At 32.2% G+C, this 18,881-nt stretch carries 17 protein-coding genes and 2 pseudogenes; 17 read left to right on the plus strand and 2 right to left on the minus strand.

The window, feature by feature from the left end; translation table 11 throughout:
- Positions 1 to 370: 370 nt before the first annotated feature.
- From hprK to pepG1, 9 genes and pseudogenes are all read left to right on the plus strand, one after another.
- Positions 371 to 1,303 carry an HPr(Ser) kinase/phosphatase gene (gene hprK / locus CD116_RS03945; RefSeq protein WP_000958222.1) on the plus strand — a complete coding sequence of 311 codons (933 nt, stop codon included), beginning with the start codon at positions 371 to 373 and terminating at the stop codon, positions 1,301 to 1,303.
- A 5-nt stretch (positions 1,304 to 1,308) separates the two neighbouring features.
- The gene (gene lgt / locus CD116_RS03950) at positions 1,309 to 2,148 is read left to right on the plus strand and encodes a prolipoprotein diacylglyceryl transferase (RefSeq protein ID WP_047530980.1); all 840 of its coding nucleotides are present in this window, start codon (positions 1,309 to 1,311) and stop codon (positions 2,146 to 2,148) included.
- A gap of 7 nt (positions 2,149 to 2,155) precedes the next feature.
- A pseudogene (locus CD116_RS03955) lies at positions 2,156 to 2,642 on the plus strand (acyltransferase).
- Between the two features lie 7 nt (positions 2,643 to 2,649).
- A complete protein-coding gene (locus tag CD116_RS03960) occupies positions 2,650 to 4,089 on the plus strand; it encodes a tetratricopeptide repeat protein (RefSeq protein WP_047551139.1) in 1,440 nt (479 codons plus the stop codon).
- 66 nt (positions 4,090 to 4,155) lie between these two features.
- Positions 4,156 to 5,091: a thioredoxin-disulfide reductase gene (gene trxB / locus CD116_RS03965; protein ID WP_047427095.1), complete on the plus strand. Its 936-nt coding sequence runs from the start codon at positions 4,156 to 4,158 to the stop codon at positions 5,089 to 5,091.
- Between the two features lie 347 nt (positions 5,092 to 5,438).
- Positions 5,439 to 6,350: an RNase adapter RapZ gene (rapZ, locus tag CD116_RS03970; RefSeq protein WP_031787679.1), complete on the plus strand. Its 912-nt coding sequence runs from the start codon at positions 5,439 to 5,441 to the stop codon at positions 6,348 to 6,350.
- Positions 6,347 to 7,348 carry a YvcK family protein gene (locus CD116_RS03975; RefSeq protein ID WP_047551142.1) on the plus strand — a complete coding sequence of 334 codons (1,002 nt, stop codon included), beginning with the start codon at positions 6,347 to 6,349 and terminating at the stop codon, positions 7,346 to 7,348. The genes rapZ and CD116_RS03975 overlap by 4 nt, the downstream gene beginning before the upstream one ends.
- A 105-nt stretch (positions 7,349 to 7,453) precedes the next feature.
- Positions 7,454 to 8,398: a DNA-binding protein WhiA gene (gene whiA / locus CD116_RS03980; RefSeq protein ID WP_047427100.1), complete on the plus strand. Its 945-nt coding sequence runs from the start codon at positions 7,454 to 7,456 to the stop codon at positions 8,396 to 8,398.
- A 398-nt stretch (positions 8,399 to 8,796) separates the two neighbouring features.
- The gene (gene pepG1 / locus CD116_RS03985) at positions 8,797 to 8,931 is read left to right on the plus strand and encodes a type I toxin-antitoxin system toxin PepG1 (RefSeq protein ID WP_000226108.1); all 135 of its coding nucleotides are present in this window, start codon (positions 8,797 to 8,799) and stop codon (positions 8,929 to 8,931) included.
- A 52-nt stretch (positions 8,932 to 8,983) separates the two neighbouring features.
- Here the strand turns inward: pepG1 and CD116_RS03990 are convergent, their stop codons facing one another.
- Positions 8,984 to 9,091, minus strand: coding sequence for a hypothetical protein (locus tag CD116_RS03990; RefSeq protein WP_047551145.1), 108 nt, complete (start codon positions 9,089 to 9,091; stop codon positions 8,984 to 8,986).
- 50 nt (positions 9,092 to 9,141) lie between these two features.
- Between CD116_RS03990 and CD116_RS03995 the strand changes: the two genes are divergently transcribed.
- From CD116_RS03995 to CD116_RS04015, 4 genes and pseudogenes are all read left to right on the plus strand, one after another.
- Positions 9,142 to 9,444 carry a phage holin gene (locus CD116_RS03995; protein ID WP_047530997.1) on the plus strand — a complete coding sequence of 101 codons (303 nt, stop codon included), beginning with the start codon at positions 9,142 to 9,144 and terminating at the stop codon, positions 9,442 to 9,444.
- 22 nt (positions 9,445 to 9,466) lie between these two features.
- A pseudogene (locus tag CD116_RS04000) lies at positions 9,467 to 9,654 on the plus strand (N-acetylmuramoyl-L-alanine amidase); the annotation flags it as partial.
- A 369-nt stretch (positions 9,655 to 10,023) separates the two neighbouring features.
- Complete coding sequence (gene clpP, locus CD116_RS04010) at positions 10,024 to 10,611, plus strand: ATP-dependent Clp endopeptidase proteolytic subunit ClpP (RefSeq protein ID WP_001049165.1); 588 nt, start codon at positions 10,024 to 10,026, stop codon at positions 10,609 to 10,611.
- A gap of 178 nt (positions 10,612 to 10,789) precedes the next feature.
- Positions 10,790 to 12,424 (plus strand): malolactic enzyme, encoded by a 1,635-nt coding sequence (locus CD116_RS04015; RefSeq protein WP_047551149.1) that lies wholly within the window; start codon positions 10,790 to 10,792, stop codon positions 12,422 to 12,424.
- Positions 12,425 to 12,622: 198 nt separating this feature from the next.
- Here CD116_RS04015 and CD116_RS04020 read toward each other — a convergent pair whose 3' ends face one another.
- On the minus strand, positions 12,623 to 13,525 hold the full coding sequence (locus tag CD116_RS04020) for a TIGR01777 family oxidoreductase (protein ID WP_047551151.1): 903 nt from the start codon (positions 13,523 to 13,525) through the stop codon (positions 12,623 to 12,625).
- Between the two features lie 711 nt (positions 13,526 to 14,236).
- Here CD116_RS04020 and CD116_RS04025 point away from each other — a divergent pair.
- The 4 genes from CD116_RS04025 to CD116_RS04040 all read left to right on the plus strand — a co-directional run bounded on the left by CD116_RS04025 (position 14,237) and on the right by CD116_RS04040 (position 18,724).
- Positions 14,237 to 14,866: a DUF4887 domain-containing protein gene (locus CD116_RS04025; RefSeq protein ID WP_047551154.1), complete on the plus strand. Its 630-nt coding sequence runs from the start codon at positions 14,237 to 14,239 to the stop codon at positions 14,864 to 14,866.
- Positions 14,867 to 15,318: 452 nt separating this feature from the next.
- Positions 15,319 to 16,332 carry a sugar-binding domain-containing protein gene (locus tag CD116_RS04030; RefSeq protein ID WP_047551157.1) on the plus strand — a complete coding sequence of 338 codons (1,014 nt, stop codon included), beginning with the start codon at positions 15,319 to 15,321 and terminating at the stop codon, positions 16,330 to 16,332.
- 52 nt (positions 16,333 to 16,384) lie between these two features.
- Positions 16,385 to 17,395 (plus strand): type I glyceraldehyde-3-phosphate dehydrogenase, encoded by a 1,011-nt coding sequence (gene gap, locus CD116_RS04035; RefSeq protein WP_047530991.1) that lies wholly within the window; start codon positions 16,385 to 16,387, stop codon positions 17,393 to 17,395.
- 138 nt (positions 17,396 to 17,533) lie between these two features.
- On the plus strand, positions 17,534 to 18,724 hold the full coding sequence (locus CD116_RS04040) for a phosphoglycerate kinase (protein ID WP_047427122.1): 1,191 nt from the start codon (positions 17,534 to 17,536) through the stop codon (positions 18,722 to 18,724).
- Positions 18,725 to 18,881: the final 157 nt, after the last annotated feature.

Consider the following 18,881-nt stretch of genomic DNA (forward strand, 5'->3'; position numbering starts at 1 on the left):
GAAGTGAAAGATGTTATTAGGAGATCTTTCACTTCTTTTTATATAATGATATACAAACATCATTATATAAGAGATTGCTGAAAAGAAGTATGTTAATATATGATCAAAAAATAGACTAGCTAATTATAAATAAGGTAATTAAATTGTTATTAATATTTAAAATAACAGAAGACAATGCTTCTAATTTTTCAGTCATTTTATTTAGCAATGAATTAAAGAACAAATGAATGGTATTAATAGTGACTTGCAAAACATTAATAATAATGAACAATTAATATTTATTTTAGCTTTTCAATGTAGATTGTTGTCATATTTTTGATATGATAATAGGAGATGTAAGAGAAGGGATAAATATAATTGAGGTGAACCCATGTTAACGACAGAAAAACTAGTTGAAACGTTAAAGTTAGATTTAATAGCTGGTGAAGAAGGTTTGTCAAAACCAATTAAAAATGCAGATATATCAAGACCAGGATTAGAAATGGCAGGCTATTTTTCACATTATGCTTCAGATAGAATACAACTATTAGGAACTACGGAATTATCATTTTATAATTTATTGCCGGATAAAGACCGAGCAGGACGTATGCGTAAACTTTGTAGGCCGGAAACACCGGCAATTATTGTCACTCGTGGTTTGCAACCCCCAGAAGAACTTGTAGAAGCTGCAAAAGAATTAAATACACCTCTAATAATTGCTAAAGATGCGACAACAAGTTTAATGAGTCGTTTAACAACATTTTTAGAACATGCATTAGCGAAAACAACATCTTTACATGGTGTTTTAGTTGATGTATATGGTGTAGGTGTTTTAATTACTGGTGATTCTGGTATTGGTAAAAGTGAGACTGCTTTGGAATTAGTGAAACGTGGTCACAGATTAGTTGCCGATGACAATGTAGAGATTCGTCAAATTAATAAAGATGAATTAATCGGGAAACCACCAAAGTTAATCGAACATTTATTAGAAATACGTGGATTAGGTATTATTAATGTTATGACTTTATTTGGTGCAGGCTCTATTTTAACCGAGAAGCGAATTAGATTAAATATTAATTTGGAAAACTGGAACAAACAAAAGTTATATGATCGCGTAGGATTGAATGAAGAAACATTAAGTATTCTAGACACAGAAATTACGAAGAAAACAATTCCAGTTAGACCTGGTAGAAACGTAGCAGTTATTATCGAAGTTGCAGCAATGAATTATCGATTGAATATTATGGGTATTAATACTGCAGAAGAATTTAGCGAACGTTTGAATGAAGAAATTATAAAGAACAGTCATAAGAGTGAGGAGTAGGTTGAATGAATGTTGTATTTAACTATATAGATCCTGTGGCGTTCAACTTAGGACCACTTAGTGTACGATGGTATGGCATTATTATTGCTATTGGTATATTACTTGGCTACTTTGTTGCACAAAGAGCACTAGTTAAAGCAGGATTACATAAAGATACATTAGTAGATATCATTTTTTACAGTGCTTTATTTGGATTTATTGTGGCACGAATATATTTTGTCATTTTCCAATGGCCATATTACGCGGAAAATCCTGGTGAGATTATTAAAATTTGGCATGGTGGTATAGCAATTCATGGTGGCTTAATTGGTGGCTTTATTGCTGGTGTCATTGTATGTAAAATTAAAAATTTAAATCCGTTCCAAATAGGTGATATTGTTGCACCGAGCATAATTTTAGCGCAAGGTATTGGACGTTGGGGTAATTTTATGAACCATGAAGCACATGGCGGTTCTGTATCACGTGCATTTTTAGAACAGTTACATTTGCCTAATTTTATAATTGAAAATATGTATATTAACGGTCAATATTATCATCCAACATTTTTGTATGAATCTATTTGGGATGTGGCTGGATTTATCATTCTAATTAATATTCGAAAACATTTAAAACTAGGTGAGACATTCTTTTTATATTTAACGTGGTATTCCATTGGAAGATTCTTTATAGAAGGTTTACGTACTGATAGTTTAATGTTGACTAGTAATATAAGAGTTGCACAAGTTGTATCAATTATTTTAATTTTGATTAGTATTAGTTTGATTGTGTACAGAAGAGTGAAATATAATCCGCCTATTTATAGTAGCGTTGGACCACTAACATGGCCTATAAAAAAAGTGAAGTAGTGATATTTTGAGAAAATTCTTGTCTAAAACGTATCACCATGTAAATCCTTTGTGGCATGTTTATCGACTTGTTAAATTCCCGAAGGTATTGAAAAATACAATCATTATAGAAATCGCAAAATTTATACCTAGTATGTCCCTAAAAAGATATGTATATCAGTGTTTTTTAAATATTAATATTGGCAAACAAACTTCAATAGCATATAAAGTAATGATGGATATATTTTACCCAGAATTAATCACAATTGGAAGTAATAGTGTGATTGGATATAATGTAACAATATTAACGCATGAAGCTTTAGTAGAAGAGTTTAGATATGGTCCTGTTTGTATTGGATCAAATACTTTAATAGGTGCAAATTCAACAATTTTACCTGGAGTAAAGATTGGAAATAACGTTAAGATAGCAGCGGGTACAGTTATATCAAAGGATGTACCAGATAATGTATTTGCATATGGCAACCCTATGTATATAAAAAATGATTAGGAGGTGACAATTGCATGGCGCAAAGGAACAATAAAGTAATTCCGATGACTTTTGATGATGCTTTTTATCGAAAAATGGCTAGTCAAAAATTTAAACAAAGAGAATATAAACGAGCTGCAGAATATTTTGAAAAAGTGTTAGAATTGTCACCTGATGATCTGGAAATTCAAATTGATTATGCACAGAGTCTTGTGCAGCTTGGTGTTGCTAAAAAAGCAGAACATTTATTTTACGACAATATTATTTATAATAGACACATAGAAGATAGCTATTATGAATTGAGTCAGCTTAACATTGAACTTAATGAACCAAACAAGGCTTTCTTGTTTGGTATTAATTATATATTTGTTAGCGATGATCAGGAATACAGAGACGAATTAGAGCAAATGTTTGATGTGAAATATGAAAATGAGGAGCAAATTGAGCTTGAAGCCCAATTATTTGCAGTACAAATATTGTTCCAATACCTTTTTTCGCAAGGCCGCTTGAAGGATGCAAAAAAATATGTTCTACATCAACCACAACAAGTTCAAGACCATCGTGTCGTTCGTAATTTATTGGCGATGTGTTATTTATATCTTGGTGAATATGACACAGCAAAAGCACTATATGAAGCACTTTTAAATGAAGATAGTACTGATATTTATGCTTTATGTCATTACACTTTGTTGCTTTATAATACTAAAGAAAATGAACAATACCAAAAATACCTAAAGATATTAAACAAAGTTGCTCCGATGAATGATGATGAAAGTTTTAAATTAGGAATTGTATTAAGTTATTTAAAGCAATATCGTGCATCGCAACAGTTGCTGTATCCGTTATTTAAAAAGGGCAAATTTTTATCCATACAAATGTTTAACGCGTTAGCATACAATTATTATTATTTAGGTGATCAAGACGAGAGTCATTATTTTTGGGAAAGATTGACGCAAGTCTCTAAAGTGGAAGTTGGACATGCACCTTGGGTAATTGAAAAAAGTAAAGAAATATTTGAACGTAAAATTTTGCCAATGCTAGTAAGTGATGACAGTCATTATCGATTGTACGGAATTTTCTTATTAAATCAATTAAATGGTCGAGAAATTGTCATGACTGAAAGTATTTGGCAGGTATTGGAAAATCTCAATAACTATGAAAAGTTATATTTGACGTATTTAGTTCAAGGGTTAACATTAAATAAATTAGATTTTATACATCGTGGTTTAACCTTACTTTATCACAATGAGTTATTTACAAATAATAATGATTTGATGGTTGCATGGATTAATCAAGCTGAGCTGATTATTGCTGAAAAAGTAGATTTAACTGACGTTGAGCCATATATTGGTGCGTTTGTATATTTATATTTTAAAAATGATTCGCAAAATATAACCAAAAAACAAATCACAACATGGCTAGATATAACACAATATAAACTGAATAAAATGATAGAATTTCTCTTGAGCATATAGATTTATGAAAAGTTAGATTTATTATATAATGCGCATAATGATTAATAATGAGGAGGCGTTGTTAAAATGACTGAAGTAGATTTTGACATTGCAATTATCGGTGCAGGTCCAGCTGGTATGACAGCAGCAGTGTACGCATCACGTGCAAACTTAAAAACAGTTATGATTGAAAGAGGTATTCCAGGTGGTCAAATGGCCAATACAGAAGAAGTGGAAAACTTCCCTGGATTTGAAATGATTACAGGTCCAGATTTATCTACAAAAATGTTTGAACATGCTAAAAAGTTTGGTGCTGTTTATCAATATGGCGACATTAAATCTGTAGAAGATAAAGGTGACTACAAAGTCATTAATTTTGGTAATAAAGAATTAACTGCTAAAGCAGTAATTATTGCTACAGGTGCAGAATACAAAAAAATCGGCGTACCAGGTGAACAAGAACTTGGGGGACGCGGTGTAAGTTATTGTGCAGTTTGTGATGGTGCATTCTTTAAAAACAAACGCTTATTCGTTATTGGTGGTGGTGACTCAGCAGTTGAGGAAGGTACATTCCTTACTAAATTTGCTGATAAAGTTACAATTGTACACCGTCGTGATGAGTTACGTGCACAACGTATTTTACAAGATAGAGCTTTCAAAAATGATAAAATAGATTTTATTTGGAGTCATACTCTTAAATCAATTAATGAAAAAGATGGTAAAGTGGGATCAGTTACTTTAGTATCTACTAAAGATGGCTCAGAAGAAACGCATGACGCAGATGGTGTATTCATTTATATTGGTATGAAACCATTAACAACTCCATTCAAAGACTTAGGTATTACAAACGATGTAGGTTATATTGTTACAAATGACGATATGACAACATCTGTTCCAGGTATATTTGCAGCTGGAGATGTTCGTGACAAAGGTTTACGTCAAATTGTTACTGCAACTGGTGACGGAAGTATTGCAGCGCAAAGTGCAGCTGAATATATTGAACATTTAAATGATCAAGCTTAAGTGTTTAATTTATATGAAAAGTGATATTGTGTTTTAGTTACACAAGTATTTTATATAACAGTGACGGTGGATAGATTTTGTTGCGTTATATAAAATAAATTAAACAACATCGAAAACTAGAACTTTGTACGTATTAAATATGCGTTTCAATGAGTTCTAGTTTTTTTCTATGTTATATTAAAGTTATAACTTAACATGTGGAAAAGATTAACAGTCCACAACTGGTAGATGGTGTATATTTTTTTTAATTAATCTATGTATAGTTAAAATAAAAACATATCTTTGTTTAAATTTCTCATAGACAATTAAAATTAACATCAAGAAATACATGTTGGCGGTGAATAATTATGGATAACAATGAAAAAGAAAAGAGTAAAAGTGAATTATTAGTAGTAACAGGTCTATCTGGAGCAGGTAAATCATTAGTCATACAAAGTTTAGAGGATATGGGGTATTTTTGTGTAGATAATTTACCACCAGTGTTATTACCTAAATTTGTAGAATTGATGGAACAGGGCAATCCTTCATTAAGAAAAGTTGCCATTGCAATTGACTTAAGAGGTAAGGAACTATTCAATTCACTTGTTGCAGTAGTGGATAAAATCAAAAGTGAAAGTGACGTTATTGTTGATGTCATGTTTTTAGAAGCGAATACTGAAAAATTAATTTCTAGATATAAAGAAACACGTCGTGCACATCCATTGATGGAACAAGGTAAACGATCATTAATCGATGCTATAAATGACGAACGGGAGCATTTATCACAAATTAGAAGTATTGCTAACTTTGTTATAGATACAACAAAATTATCTCCTAAAGAATTAAAAGAACGTATTCGTCGATATTATGAAGATGAAGAATTTGAAACATTTACGATTAATGTTACGAGTTTTGGCTTTAAACATGGAATACAAATGGATGCAGATTTAGTGTTTGATGTTAGATTTTTACCAAATCCTTATTATGTTGTTGATTTAAGACCATTAACAGGATTAGATGAAGACGTATATAATTATGTAATGAAATGGAAAGAAACGGAAATTTTCTTTGAAAAATTAACTGATTTGTTAGATTTTATGATACCTGGGTATAAAAAAGAAGGAAAATCTCAGCTAGTAATTGCTATTGGTTGTACGGGTGGGCAGCATCGTTCAGTAGCATTAGCTGAACGACTTGGTAATTATTTAAATGAAGTATTCGAATATAATGTTTATGTGCATCATAGAGACGCACATATTGAAAGTGGCGAGAAAAAATGAGACAAATCAAAGTTGTACTTATAGGTGGTGGCACTGGCTTATCGGTCATGGCTAGAGGATTGAGAGAATTCTCAATTGATATTACAGCAATTGTAACGGTTGCTGATAATGGCGGAAGTACAGGTAAAATTAGGGACGAAATGGATATACCAGCACCAGGAGACATCAGAAATGTAATCGCAGCTTTAAGTGATTCTGAGTCCGTACTAAGCCAACTTTTCCAGTATCGTTTTGAAGAAAATCAAATTAGCGGGCATTCATTAGGTAATCTTTTAATTGCTGGTATGACAAATATTACGAATGATTTTGGTCATGCAATTAAAGCGCTAAGTAAAATTTTGAATATAAAAGGTAGAGTTATACCTTCAACTAATACCAGTGTACAATTAAATGCTGTCATGGAGGACGGCGAAATTGTATATGGTGAAAAGAATATTCCAAAAAAACATAAAAAAATAGAACGTGTATTTTTAGAACCTAGTGACGTGAAACCTATGGAAGAAGCAATCGATGCTTTAAGAGAAGCAGATTTAATCGTTCTAGGACCAGGTTCATTATATACCAGTGTTATTTCTAACCTGTGTGTCAATGGTATTTCGGATGCGTTAATTCATTCTGATGCACCTAAATTATATGTTTCAAATGTTATGACGCAACCTGGAGAAACTGATGGATATAGTGTCAAAGATCACATCGATGCCATTCATAGACAAGCGGGACAACCCTTTATTGATTATGTCATATGTAGCACGCAAACATTTAATAAACAAGTATTGAAAAAATATGATGAAAAACATTCTAAACCAGTAGTAGTAGATAAATTAGAACTTGAAAATCAAAACATTAATGTGAAAACTTCCTCAAACTTAGTTGAAATTTCAGATGATCATTTAGTAAGGCATAATACTAAAGTTTTATCGACAATGATTTATGATATCGCTTTAGAATTAATAAGTACTATTCCTTTCGTGCCACGTGATAAGCGTAAAAAATATTGAGCGAGTGCATATTATGATATGATAATAGGGCTGTGTTTAATAAATGAACAATGACGATGGTTTGTATAAGAATCATGTTATAAATTAGAAAGGAATGACTGTACGATGAGCTTTGCATCAGAAATGAAAAATGAATTAACGAGAATTGACGTCGATGAAATGAATGCAAAAGCAGAGCTCAGTGCATTAATTCGAATGAATGGTGCGCTTAGTCTTTCGAATCAACAATTTGTCATCAATGTACAAACTGAAAATGCTACTACAGCAAGACGAATTTATTCTTTAATCAAACGAGTCTTCAATGTTGAAGTAGAAATTTTAGTTCGTAAAAAGATGAAACTTAAAAAGAATAACATTTATATTTGTCGTACAAAAATGAAAGCGAAAGAAATTCTTGATGAGTTAGGTATTTTAAAGAATGGCGTTTTTACGCATGAAATTGATCAATCAATAATACAAGATGATGAAATGAAACGTAGTTATTTGCGTGGGGCTTTTTTAGCGGGGGGATCAGTTAATAACCCTGAAACTTCATCATATCATTTGGAAATTTATTCTCAAAATGAAAGTCACGCTGAAGGCTTAACGAAACTAATGAATAGTTATGAACTAAATGCAAAACATTTAGAACGAAAAAAGGGTAGTATAACGTATTTAAAAGAAGCTGAAAAAATTTCGGACTTTCTAAGTTTAATTGGAGGCTATCAAGCATTACTAAAATTTGAAGATGTGCGTATCGTTAGAGATATGCGTAATTCTGTTAATCGACTTGTTAATTGTGAAACAGCAAATTTAAATAAAACTGTTAGCGCGGCTATGAAACAAGTTGAAAGTATTAAATTAATTGATAAAGAAATTGGTATTGAAAATTTGCCAGACAGACTTAGAGAGATTGCTAGACTTAGAGTCGAACATCAAGAGATATCATTGAAAGAACTTGGAGAAATGGTATCTACTGGGCCGATTTCAAAGTCAGGCGTGAATCATCGATTAAGAAAATTAAACGATTTAGCTGATAAAATTAGAAACGGCGATCAAATAGAATTATAAGTAAGTTAGGAATTTTTGATAGTTTGTTTTTAAGCGTTTAATGGACATGGAGGAAATTAAATAATCAAATGGCACATTATTTTTCATGCCTATGTTGAGTCCCTAAAAAGTCTCTGTGTGAGCCGCAAAAACAAAATCTACCTAAAAAAAGAATCCCGACAATGCAGGATTCTTTGTGTTGAAAAGTATTGTATTTTATTAAAAGCCTCCTTGAAGTGAGGTAGATATAATGAGTTGGGCAAGATGGTTGTCGTGCTATTTGTATGGTCATAAATGTAAGTAATTTTTTTAGTCAGTGCTTCGGCACTGGCTTTTTATTATTGTTGTAATAGTGGTAATATACAAAAGTGAGCAAATTGGATAGATGGTGGCTATCTGAGTATAAGGAGGTGGTGCCTATGGTGGCATTACTGAAATCTTTAGAAAGGAGACGCCTAATGATTACAATTAGTACCATGTTGCAGTTTGGTTTATTCCTTATTGCATTGATAGGTCTAGTAATCAAGCTTATTGAATTAAGCAATAAAAAATAACCATCGCTAACTTTGGCTGGTTTCGATGGTTAAATGGTTATTAATTTAATCTTTAATCTAAAATAGCCACCGTCTTTTTAACGGGTTCATTAGGGTAACGTGTTTGCGCATGTTGCCCTTTTTCTATATATAAATTAACACACCATAATATAAATATCAAATAGACGGCTTATTAGTCGTCTTTTTATTTTGGATAAAAGGAGCAAACAAATTGATACAAAAGTAATATCAAGATATTTTGTATTAATTTTAGCATTAGGAAATCAGTTTTTAGCGAACAAAGGTATTAGTCCTATTCCAGTTGACGACGAAACAATATCATCAATAAGATTTATAGTTGTTGCTTTCTGTACTAATTACAAAAACAATTCAATATCTCAAGAAGGAAAATGGGCAAATCAAAAGCTAAAGAAATATAAAGCTGAGAACAAATATAGAAAAGCAACGGGGCAAGTACCTATTAAAGAAGTAATGACACCTACAAATATGAACGACACAAATGATTTAGGGTAGGTGTTGACCAATGTTGATGACAAAAAATCAATCAGTAATTAAACCTAAAAAATTATGCTTGTATCTAATCATAGTTACAATGATTCTGGTGCAGTCGGTAATGAAACAAACGAATGTGATTATATCCGTAAATATATAACACCAAATATCGCTAAGTATTTAAGACATGAAGGTCATGAAGTTACTTTATATGGTGGTTCAAGCCAATCATAAGACATGTATCAAGATACTGCTTACGGTGTTATTGATAACGATGTAGCTGAAAAGCTCGATATTATATGGTTTTGCCTTTTGAATAGCAAGAAATTTTATGTTAAAAGCCTCCTTGAAGGGAATCGAACCCCTATCTTAAGAACCGGAATCTTACGTGTTATCCATTACACCACAAGGAGTAATTTAGTTAATCATATTTCTGTACTATAAGAAGTAAAATAAGTACAATCTAAAATAGATAATATCAGTTTACAAAGGAAAGATAAAAGCGTCAAACAATGTGCTAATTTAAAATCAAAGTGTTTGACCAAATTTGACTTAATATGTAAAATAATGAGTAACAGTTATTACAAGGAGGAAATATAGATGAATTTAATTCCTACAGTTATTGAAACAACAAATCGCGGTGAACGTGCATATGATATTTACTCACGTTTATTAAAAGACCGTATCATTATGTTAGGTTCACAAATTGATGACAACGTAGCAAATTCAATCGTATCACAGTTATTATTTTTACAAGCACAGGATTCAGAGAAAGATATTTATTTATACATTAATTCACCGGGTGGAAGTGTAACAGCTGGTTTTGCAATTTATGATACAATCCAACACATTAAACCAGATGTACAAACAATTTGTATTGGTATGGCTGCATCTATGGGTTCATTCTTATTGGCAGCAGGTGCAAAAGGTAAACGTTTTGCATTACCAAATGCTGAAGTAATGATTCACCAACCATTAGGTGGTGCGCAAGGGCAAGCAACTGAAATCGAAATTGCTGCAAACCATATTTTGAAAACACGTGAAAAATTAAACCGTATTTTATCAGAACGTACTGGTCAAAGTATTGAAAAAATTCAAAAAGACACTGATCGTGACAACTTCTTAACTGCAGAAGAAGCTAAAGAATATGGCTTAATTGATGAAGTTATGGTACCAGAAACAAAATAATTAATTAAGAGAAGTAGGCTGAATAGCCTACTTTTTTATTTATCATTATTAAATCTTAATTGATTGAGCTTAATCTATTGTCTGATATTGATAATACGTGGGTAAAACATATAAGTATATGTTAATAAAGATAAGCACATATTTTCACAATCTAAAATAAAGTATAAAGGATGATTCCATGAAAGGCATTGAATTATTAAATAATCCATTTTTAAACAAAGGTACCGCTTTTACTAATGAAGAAAGAAAACAACTAGGTTTAGAAGGTTTGCTTCCGGCTAATGTACGCACAATAGAAGAACAAACTGTACAATGTTATGAACAATTTAAAGCAAAACAAACTGATTTTGAGAAACGAATGTTTTTAATGGCAATTTTCAATCGTAACCGCACATTGTTTTATAAACTAACATCTGAGCATTTAGTTGAATTTATGCCAATTATTTATGATCCTGTTATAGCTCAATCAATTGAACAATATAATGAAAATTTCAGTAGACCTCAAGATGCAGCATTTTTATCAGTTGATCGGCCAAATAATGTTGAACAAGAATTAAAAAACGTGGCAAATGGTAGAGATATTCGTTTAATCGTTGTGACAGATGCTGAAGGTATTTTAGGTATTGGAGATTGGGGTGTTGATGGCGTAGACATTGCAATTGGAAAATTAATGGTCTATACCGCCGCAGCAGGAATTAATCCATCTCAAGTTTTGCCGGTTTCTTTAGATGTCGGTACAAATAATGAACAATTACTAAATGATGAACTTTATTTAGGTAATCGTCATAAACGTGTAGATGATGAAACGTATTATGGTTTTGTTGATAAATTTGTAAGTGCAGTGCGCAAAGAATATCCCAATGCATTGTTACATTGGGAAGATTTTGGAAGAGGTCATGCTAAAAATATTTTAGATAAATATGAGAATGTGTTACCAACATTTAATGATGACATTCAAGGAACAGGAATTGTTGTATTAGCTGGTGTATTAGGTGCATTAAATATTACTAAAGAAGACTATACGAAACAGAAATTTTTAGTTTATGGTGGCGGCACAGCTGGTATGGGTATTACTAATATTTTAAAAAATGAAATGATTAAACAAGGTGCTTCAAAAGAGGAGGCACATCAACGTTTCTATATTATGGATAAGCAAGGCTTATTATTTGATGATATGAATGACTTAACTGATGCACAAAAAGATTTTGCTAAAAAAAGAGATGATTTTTCAAATTCAGTAAATTGGAAAGATTTACACGAAGTAGTCGAACAAATTGAACCGACAGTATTAATCGGTACATCAACACAAGCAGGGGCGTTTACAGAAGACGTGGTTAAAGCAATGTTGAGATACGTGGAATGTCCGATGATTTTCCCTTTATCTAATCCAACAAAACTAGCGGAAGCAACGGCACAAGATTTGTTGAAATGGTCAAACGGTAAAGCATTAATTGGAACAGGAATTCCGTATAAAGATATTGAATATAATGGGATAAATTATAGTATTGGTCAAGCTAATAATGCATTAATGTATCCTGGTTTGGGGTTAGGTCTTATTGCTTCTAAAGCGACAAAAGTAAATCAACGTATCCTTTCAGAAGCGAGTCATGCTCTTGGAGGAATGGTTAATCCAGAAGAATCTGGAGCTGCTGTATTACCTCCAGTTGAAAAAATACATCAATGTTCCCATGCTATAGCGAAAGCTGTTGCTCAGAGTGTCATTGATCAAGGGTTAAATGCAGAACCAATCAATGATATTGAAAAGGCAATTGAAGAAGTAATTTGGGAACCAAAATATCAGTCATATATTTAAAATTAAAAGGTCAGTTGAACGTGTTTATGGTTCAATTGACCTTTATCGCATTAATGAAAATAACATAAAGACGTGCTTTCGAAGTTACATCAATTACTGATACAGTGAAATTAAAAAGTTTAGGAAGTTATTTAAAATAATCTCCTAGACTTTATTTTTTATAGTGTGAATAGGATTGATGATCACTGATATTTCTAGCTATTCATTAATTAAATTTTCAAGTGCCATTTTTAAATTATTATATTTAAATTGGAATCCTAAGGCTTGAATTTTATTTGGTAGGACTTTTTGAGTATCTAAAACAACCGTTGACATCTGGCCGAGAATTAAACGCATTGCAAGAGTAGGCGCCCATGTTTCATGAGGTTTATGCATAGCTTTAGCCAATGTATAGCCAAATAAATTCTGCCTTTCAGGTATAGGTGCAGTTAAGTTAAAAGGTCCAAATGCAGAATCATTATTGATTAAAAATAAAATAGCATCAATTAAATCATCAATATGAATCCAAGAATACCATTGTCGACCGTTGCCTAATTTACCGCCAACGTAATATTCATAAGGTAATTTCATGGTTTGAAGGGCACCGCCGTCATTTGATAATATAATGCCAAAACGCCCTATAACAACGCGCGTGCCTAATTGTTCAAATTGTTTTGCAAAACGTTCCCATTGATACACAATATCGGATAAGAAATCAAAAGGTAATGTTTTATAAACTTCGGTGTAACTTATAAATAAATCAGGTGGATAGTAACCTGTGGCACTAGCATTAAATAACACCTTAGGTCCTTTGTTTCGTGATTTAAACAATTCGAATAGCGATTGTGTAGATTGAATTCGACTTAACATTAAAGTTTGTTTATATTCAGGCGTCCATCGTTTATTCAAAGTTGCCCCTGCAAGATTTATAGCGACATCAATATTTTGAGGTACTTTATTTTCCCAACCAGGTTTGTTCCAGTTTACGTATGATATTTTGGAGTCATTTGAGATTTGATCGTGTCGCGTAAGAACTGTAATATGTGAATTTGATTTTTTAATTGCATCAACTAAGTGAGAACCAACCATACCAGTTCCGCCAGTAATTAAGTATTGCTTCATTTTCTTTCACCCCATGTTATTTAAAATAAGTCACTATTTAATAATTATTATTGTTGTTCAAAGGTTATACATTATTTAGACAATAATATGTCAATAACTTTTTTTGAATTGTATTTTAATAAAAATAATATAAGTTATAATAAAGGTGTACCTTCGATAACGAATAAACATCTCTTAAAAGTATGTGTAAAACGCTGCATGATACAAACGAAGGTAAAAATTTGACTCCCTTTAGTAGTGGACCCGTGCGAGTAGCGTGCGGGTCATTTTTTTATACAATACATATTCCCATTATACATTAAGTTAAAGCAATTCATTGGATTAAAATTTAACAATATCAAATAGGTGAATACATTTTAATATTTAAAAACTTTGTTTTAAGTATTGAAAATACTATGGTAGCGCTGAATAGTATTAGCAACCGCTAAAGAATAATTAAATGTTTATTTTTTAAAATAGGCTAAATATGTTTCATTTAGTTATTAAATGTTAAGATATATAAGACTACTATTTCTTTGTATAAGTGAATACATTTTACAAAAATGAAAATAGTAAAAAAGCATATTTTTGATTACGGCATAACGTAACGATGAAAGGTAAAAGTCTATATTATTTGAAACATTAGTAAAATAAATAGGCAAATTAATTGCAAACATAGCAGAAAGTGAGTAATAATTTTTATATTTAAAATAGTTTGAAGTGAGGGAGAGTATGTCGAATCGAAATTACGACTACAATAATAGTGAAGATGTCAATAAGAAGAAAATGAGCACGACAGCAAAGGTAGTGAGTATCGTAACGGTATTGTTATTACTTGGAGGTCTAGTATTTGCTATTTTTGCATTTGTAGATCATTCAAATAAAGCAAAAGAACGTATGTTAAATGAGCAAAAGCAAGAACAAAAAGAAAAGCGTCAAAAAGAAAATGAAGAAAAAGAGAAGAAGAAAAAAGAACAAGAGGAAAGAGAACAAAATGAATTAGATTCACAAGCAAGTCAATATCAGCAAGTTCCTCAACAAAATCAATATCAAAATGTGCAGCCTCAACAGCAAGCACCAACAAAACAAACCCCAGCTAAGAAAGAAAAAGACGACGATAAAGAATCAAAAGATGATTCAAATGATGATAAAGATAAATCAACTCAAGATAAAACAGACGATAACCAAAATAAGACGGATGATAATAAGCAACCAACACAACCAAAGCCACAGCCACAGCAACCAACAACAAAGCCAACCAATAACAATCAATCGAACCAACAATCCAAGCCACAATCATCAACACAACAAAACAATCAATCATCAGCAAATAAACAAAATAATGCTAACGACAAACAATAAGTTTTATAATAAAGCTTTGTGATTAACCAATATGATGGACAACTAATTAAATTTAGTTTTCTTGAATATTGGTTTTTTAATTTTTAATTGAGGCAAGTAACCAAGCAGTAAGAGCGTAGTTATCATTAGCAATAATAATGCAATAAAATGTAATCTACCGCAATAGTTACATAAGTAGCATGGTATTTAATGATTAATAGAACAATTTAAGGGTATACATTTCATTACAGTGGATAAACTGAGGTGAATGTTTACCCAATATTTAATTTTATATTGCAAGCGCTTTATCAAATTATTTAGAAAATTTAAGTTTTATGCTTGCAATTTTCTAAATAGAATAGTACTATTGCAAGTGTAAAGAGGTTAATTTTTGTCCCAGGTGGGACTTAAAAAGGCAACCACTGGTTGTAATTGATCCTTATTTACATTAAAACTATAAGGAGGAGGTAGTAGTGAAAGACTTATTGCAAGTACAGCAAAAGCTTATACCAGATCTTATAGAAAAAATGTATAAACGTTTTTCTATTCTTACTACTATCTCAAAACATCAGCCTGTTGGACGTCGAAGTTTAAGTGAACATTTGGATATGACTGAGCGTGTGCTTCGATCTGAAACTGATATGCTTAAGAAACAAGATTTGATAAAAGTAAAGCCCACTGGTATGGAAATTACAGCAGAAGGGGAACAGCTTATTTCACAATTGAAAGGTTACTTTGATATTTATGCAGATGATAATCGTTTATCTGAAGGTATTAAAGAGAAATTTCAAATTAAAGAAGTGCATGTTGTACCGGGAGATGCTGATAACAACCAAGCTGTTAAAACAGAATTAGGAAGGCAAGCTGGACAATTACTTGAAAGCATATTACAAGAAGATGCAATTGTTGCAGTAACAGGTGGATCTACAATGGCATGTGTGAGCGAAGCAATACATTTATTACCATATAATGTGTTCTTTGTTCCAGCTAGAGGTGGATTAGGTGAAAATGTTGTTTTTCAAGCAAACACCATTGCAGCTAGTATGGCGCAACAAGCTGGAGGTTATTATACGACAATGTATGTACCTGACAATGTCAGCGAAACAACATATAACACGTTGCTATTAGAGCCATCAGTCATAAACACGCTAGACAAAATTAAACAAGCAAACGTTATTATACACGGCATTGGTGATGCGCTGAAGATGGCGCATCGACGACAATCACCTGAAAAGGTCATTGATCAACTTCAACATCATCAAGCTGTCGGAGAGGCATTTGGTTATTATTTTGATACACAAGGTCAAATAGTCCATAAAGTTAAGACGATTGGACTTCAATTAGAAGACCTTGAATCAAAAGACTTTATTTTTGCAGTTGCAGGAGGCAAATCGAAAGGCGAAGCAATTAAAGCTTACTTAACAATTGCCCCAAAGAATACAGTATTAATCACTGATGAAGCAGCAGCAAAAATAATACTTGAATAAGAGATAAAAAGTTTAATACTTTTTAAATATCATTTTAAAGGAGGCCATTATAATGGCAGTAAAAGTAGCAATTAATGGTTTTGGTAGAATTGGTCGTTTAGCATTCAGAAGAATTCAAGAAGTAGAAGGTCTTGAAGTTGTAGCAGTAAACGACTTAACAGATGACGATATGTTAGCGCATTTATTAAAATATGACACTATGCAAGGTCGTTTCACAGGTGAAGTTGAGGTAGTTGATGGTGGTTTCCGCGTAAATGGTAAAGAAGTTAAATCATTCAGTGAACCAGATGCAAGCAAATTACCTTGGAAAGACTTAAACATCGATGTAGTATTAGAATGTACTGGTTTCTACACTGATAAAGATAAAGCACAAGCTCATATCGAAGCAGGAGCTAAAAAAGTATTAATCTCAGCACCAGCTACTGGTGACTTAAAAACAATCGTATTCAACACTAACCACCAAGAGTTAGATGGTTCTGAAACAGTTGTTTCAGGTGCTTCATGTACTACAAACTCATTAGCACCAGTTGCTAAAGTTTTAAACGATGACTTTGGTTTAGTTGAAGGTTTAATGACTACAATTCACGCTTACACAGGTGATCAAAATACACAAGACGCACCTCACAGAAAAGGTGACAAACGTCGTGCTCGTGCAGCAGCAGAAAACATCATCCCTAACTCAACAGGTGCTGCAAAAGCTATCGGTAAAGTAATTCCTGAAATTGATGGTAAATTAGATGGTGGTGCACAACGTGTTCCTGTAGCTACAGGTTCATTAACTGAATTAACAGTAGTATTAGAAAAACAAGACGTAACAGTTGATCAAGTTAACGAAGCAATGAAAAATGCTTCTAACGAATCATTCGGTTACACTGAAGACGAAATCGTTTCTTCAGACGTAATTGGTATGACTTACGGTTCATTATTCGATGCTACACAAACTCGTGTAATGTCAGTAGGCGACCGTCAATTAGTTAAAGTTGCAGCTTGGTATGATAACGAAATGTCATATACTGCACAATTAGTTCGTACATTAGCATACTTAGCTGAACTTTCTAAATAATTTTAGTATAGTTTTTATTCAAATACGCTAGTGCTCAGAACTATTTGGCATTAAATAAAGCTTATGAGTAAGCGGGGAGCACAAACGCTTCTCCGCTTATTTTTATATAAAATTTCCTAATTACAAGGAGGAAACACCATGGCTAAAAAAATTGTTTCTGATTTAGATCTTAAAGGCAAAACAGTCTTAGTACGTGCCGACTTTAACGTACCTTTAAAAGACGGTGAAATTACTAATGATAACCGTATTGTTCAAGCTTTACCTACAATTCAATATATTATTGAACAAGGTGGTAAAGTTGTTCTATTTTCACATTTAGGTAAAGTGAAAGAAGAAAGTGATAAAGCTAAATTAACTTTACGTCCAGTAGCTGAAGATTTATCTAAAAAATTAGATAAAGAAGTTGTTTTTGTACCTGAAACTCGTGGTGAAAAACTTGAATCAGCTATTAAAGCTCTTAAAGAAGGCGATGTATTACTAGTTGAAAATACACGTTATGAAGATTTAGATGGCAAAAAAGAATCTAAAAATGATCCAGAACTAGGTAAGTACTGGGCTTCTTTAGGTGATATTTTTGTAAATGATGCATTTGGTACTGCACATCGTGAGCATGCATCTAATGTAGGTATATCTACACACCTAGAAACTGCAGCTGGTTTCTTAATGGATAAAGAAATTAAATTTATTGGTGGTGTAGTTAACGATCCACAAAAACCTGTTATTGCAATTTTAGGTGGAGCGAAAGTATCAGATAAAATTAATGTCATCAAAAACTTAGTTAACATCGCTGATAAAATTATTATTGGCGGCGGCATGGCTTATACTTTCCTAAAAGCTCAAGGTAAAGAAATTGGTATTTCATTATTAGAAGAAGATAAAATCGACTTCGCTAAAGATTTATTAGAAAAACATGGCGATAAAATTGTATTACCAGTAGACACTAAAGTTGCTAAAGAATTTTCTAATGATGCAAAAATCACTGTAGTACCATCTGATTCAATTCCTGCGGATCAAGAAGGCATGGATATTGGACCAAATACAGTTAAATTATTTGCTGATGAATTAGAAGGTGCACATACAGTTGTATGGAATGGACCAATGGGTGTATTTGAATTTAGTAATTTCGCTCAAGGTACAATTGGCGTATGTAAAGCAATTGCTAACCTCAAAGACGCTATTACAATCATCGGTGGCGGTGATTCAGCAGCAGCAGCAATTTCTTTAGGTTTTGAAAATGACTTTACACATATTTCAACTGGTGGCGGTGCGTCATTAGAATATCTAGAAGGTAAAGAATTACCAGGTATTAAAGCAATTAACGATAAATAATAAAATGATAGTTATAAGGTGATGTGACATGTTTGTTTAACTTTGTTACGGGAAAACTGTCATAAGATGACAACGTGTTTCATCAATTTTCTAAAAATATTTACAAAATAAGACTTGTGGTAGTAAGTCAAGGTGGTGATTGAAAGATTAATGCTAG

Source organism: Staphylococcus schweitzeri (genome assembly GCF_002902405.1).
In the GTDB taxonomy this organism is placed as follows: domain Bacteria; phylum Bacillota; class Bacilli; order Staphylococcales; family Staphylococcaceae; genus Staphylococcus; species Staphylococcus schweitzeri.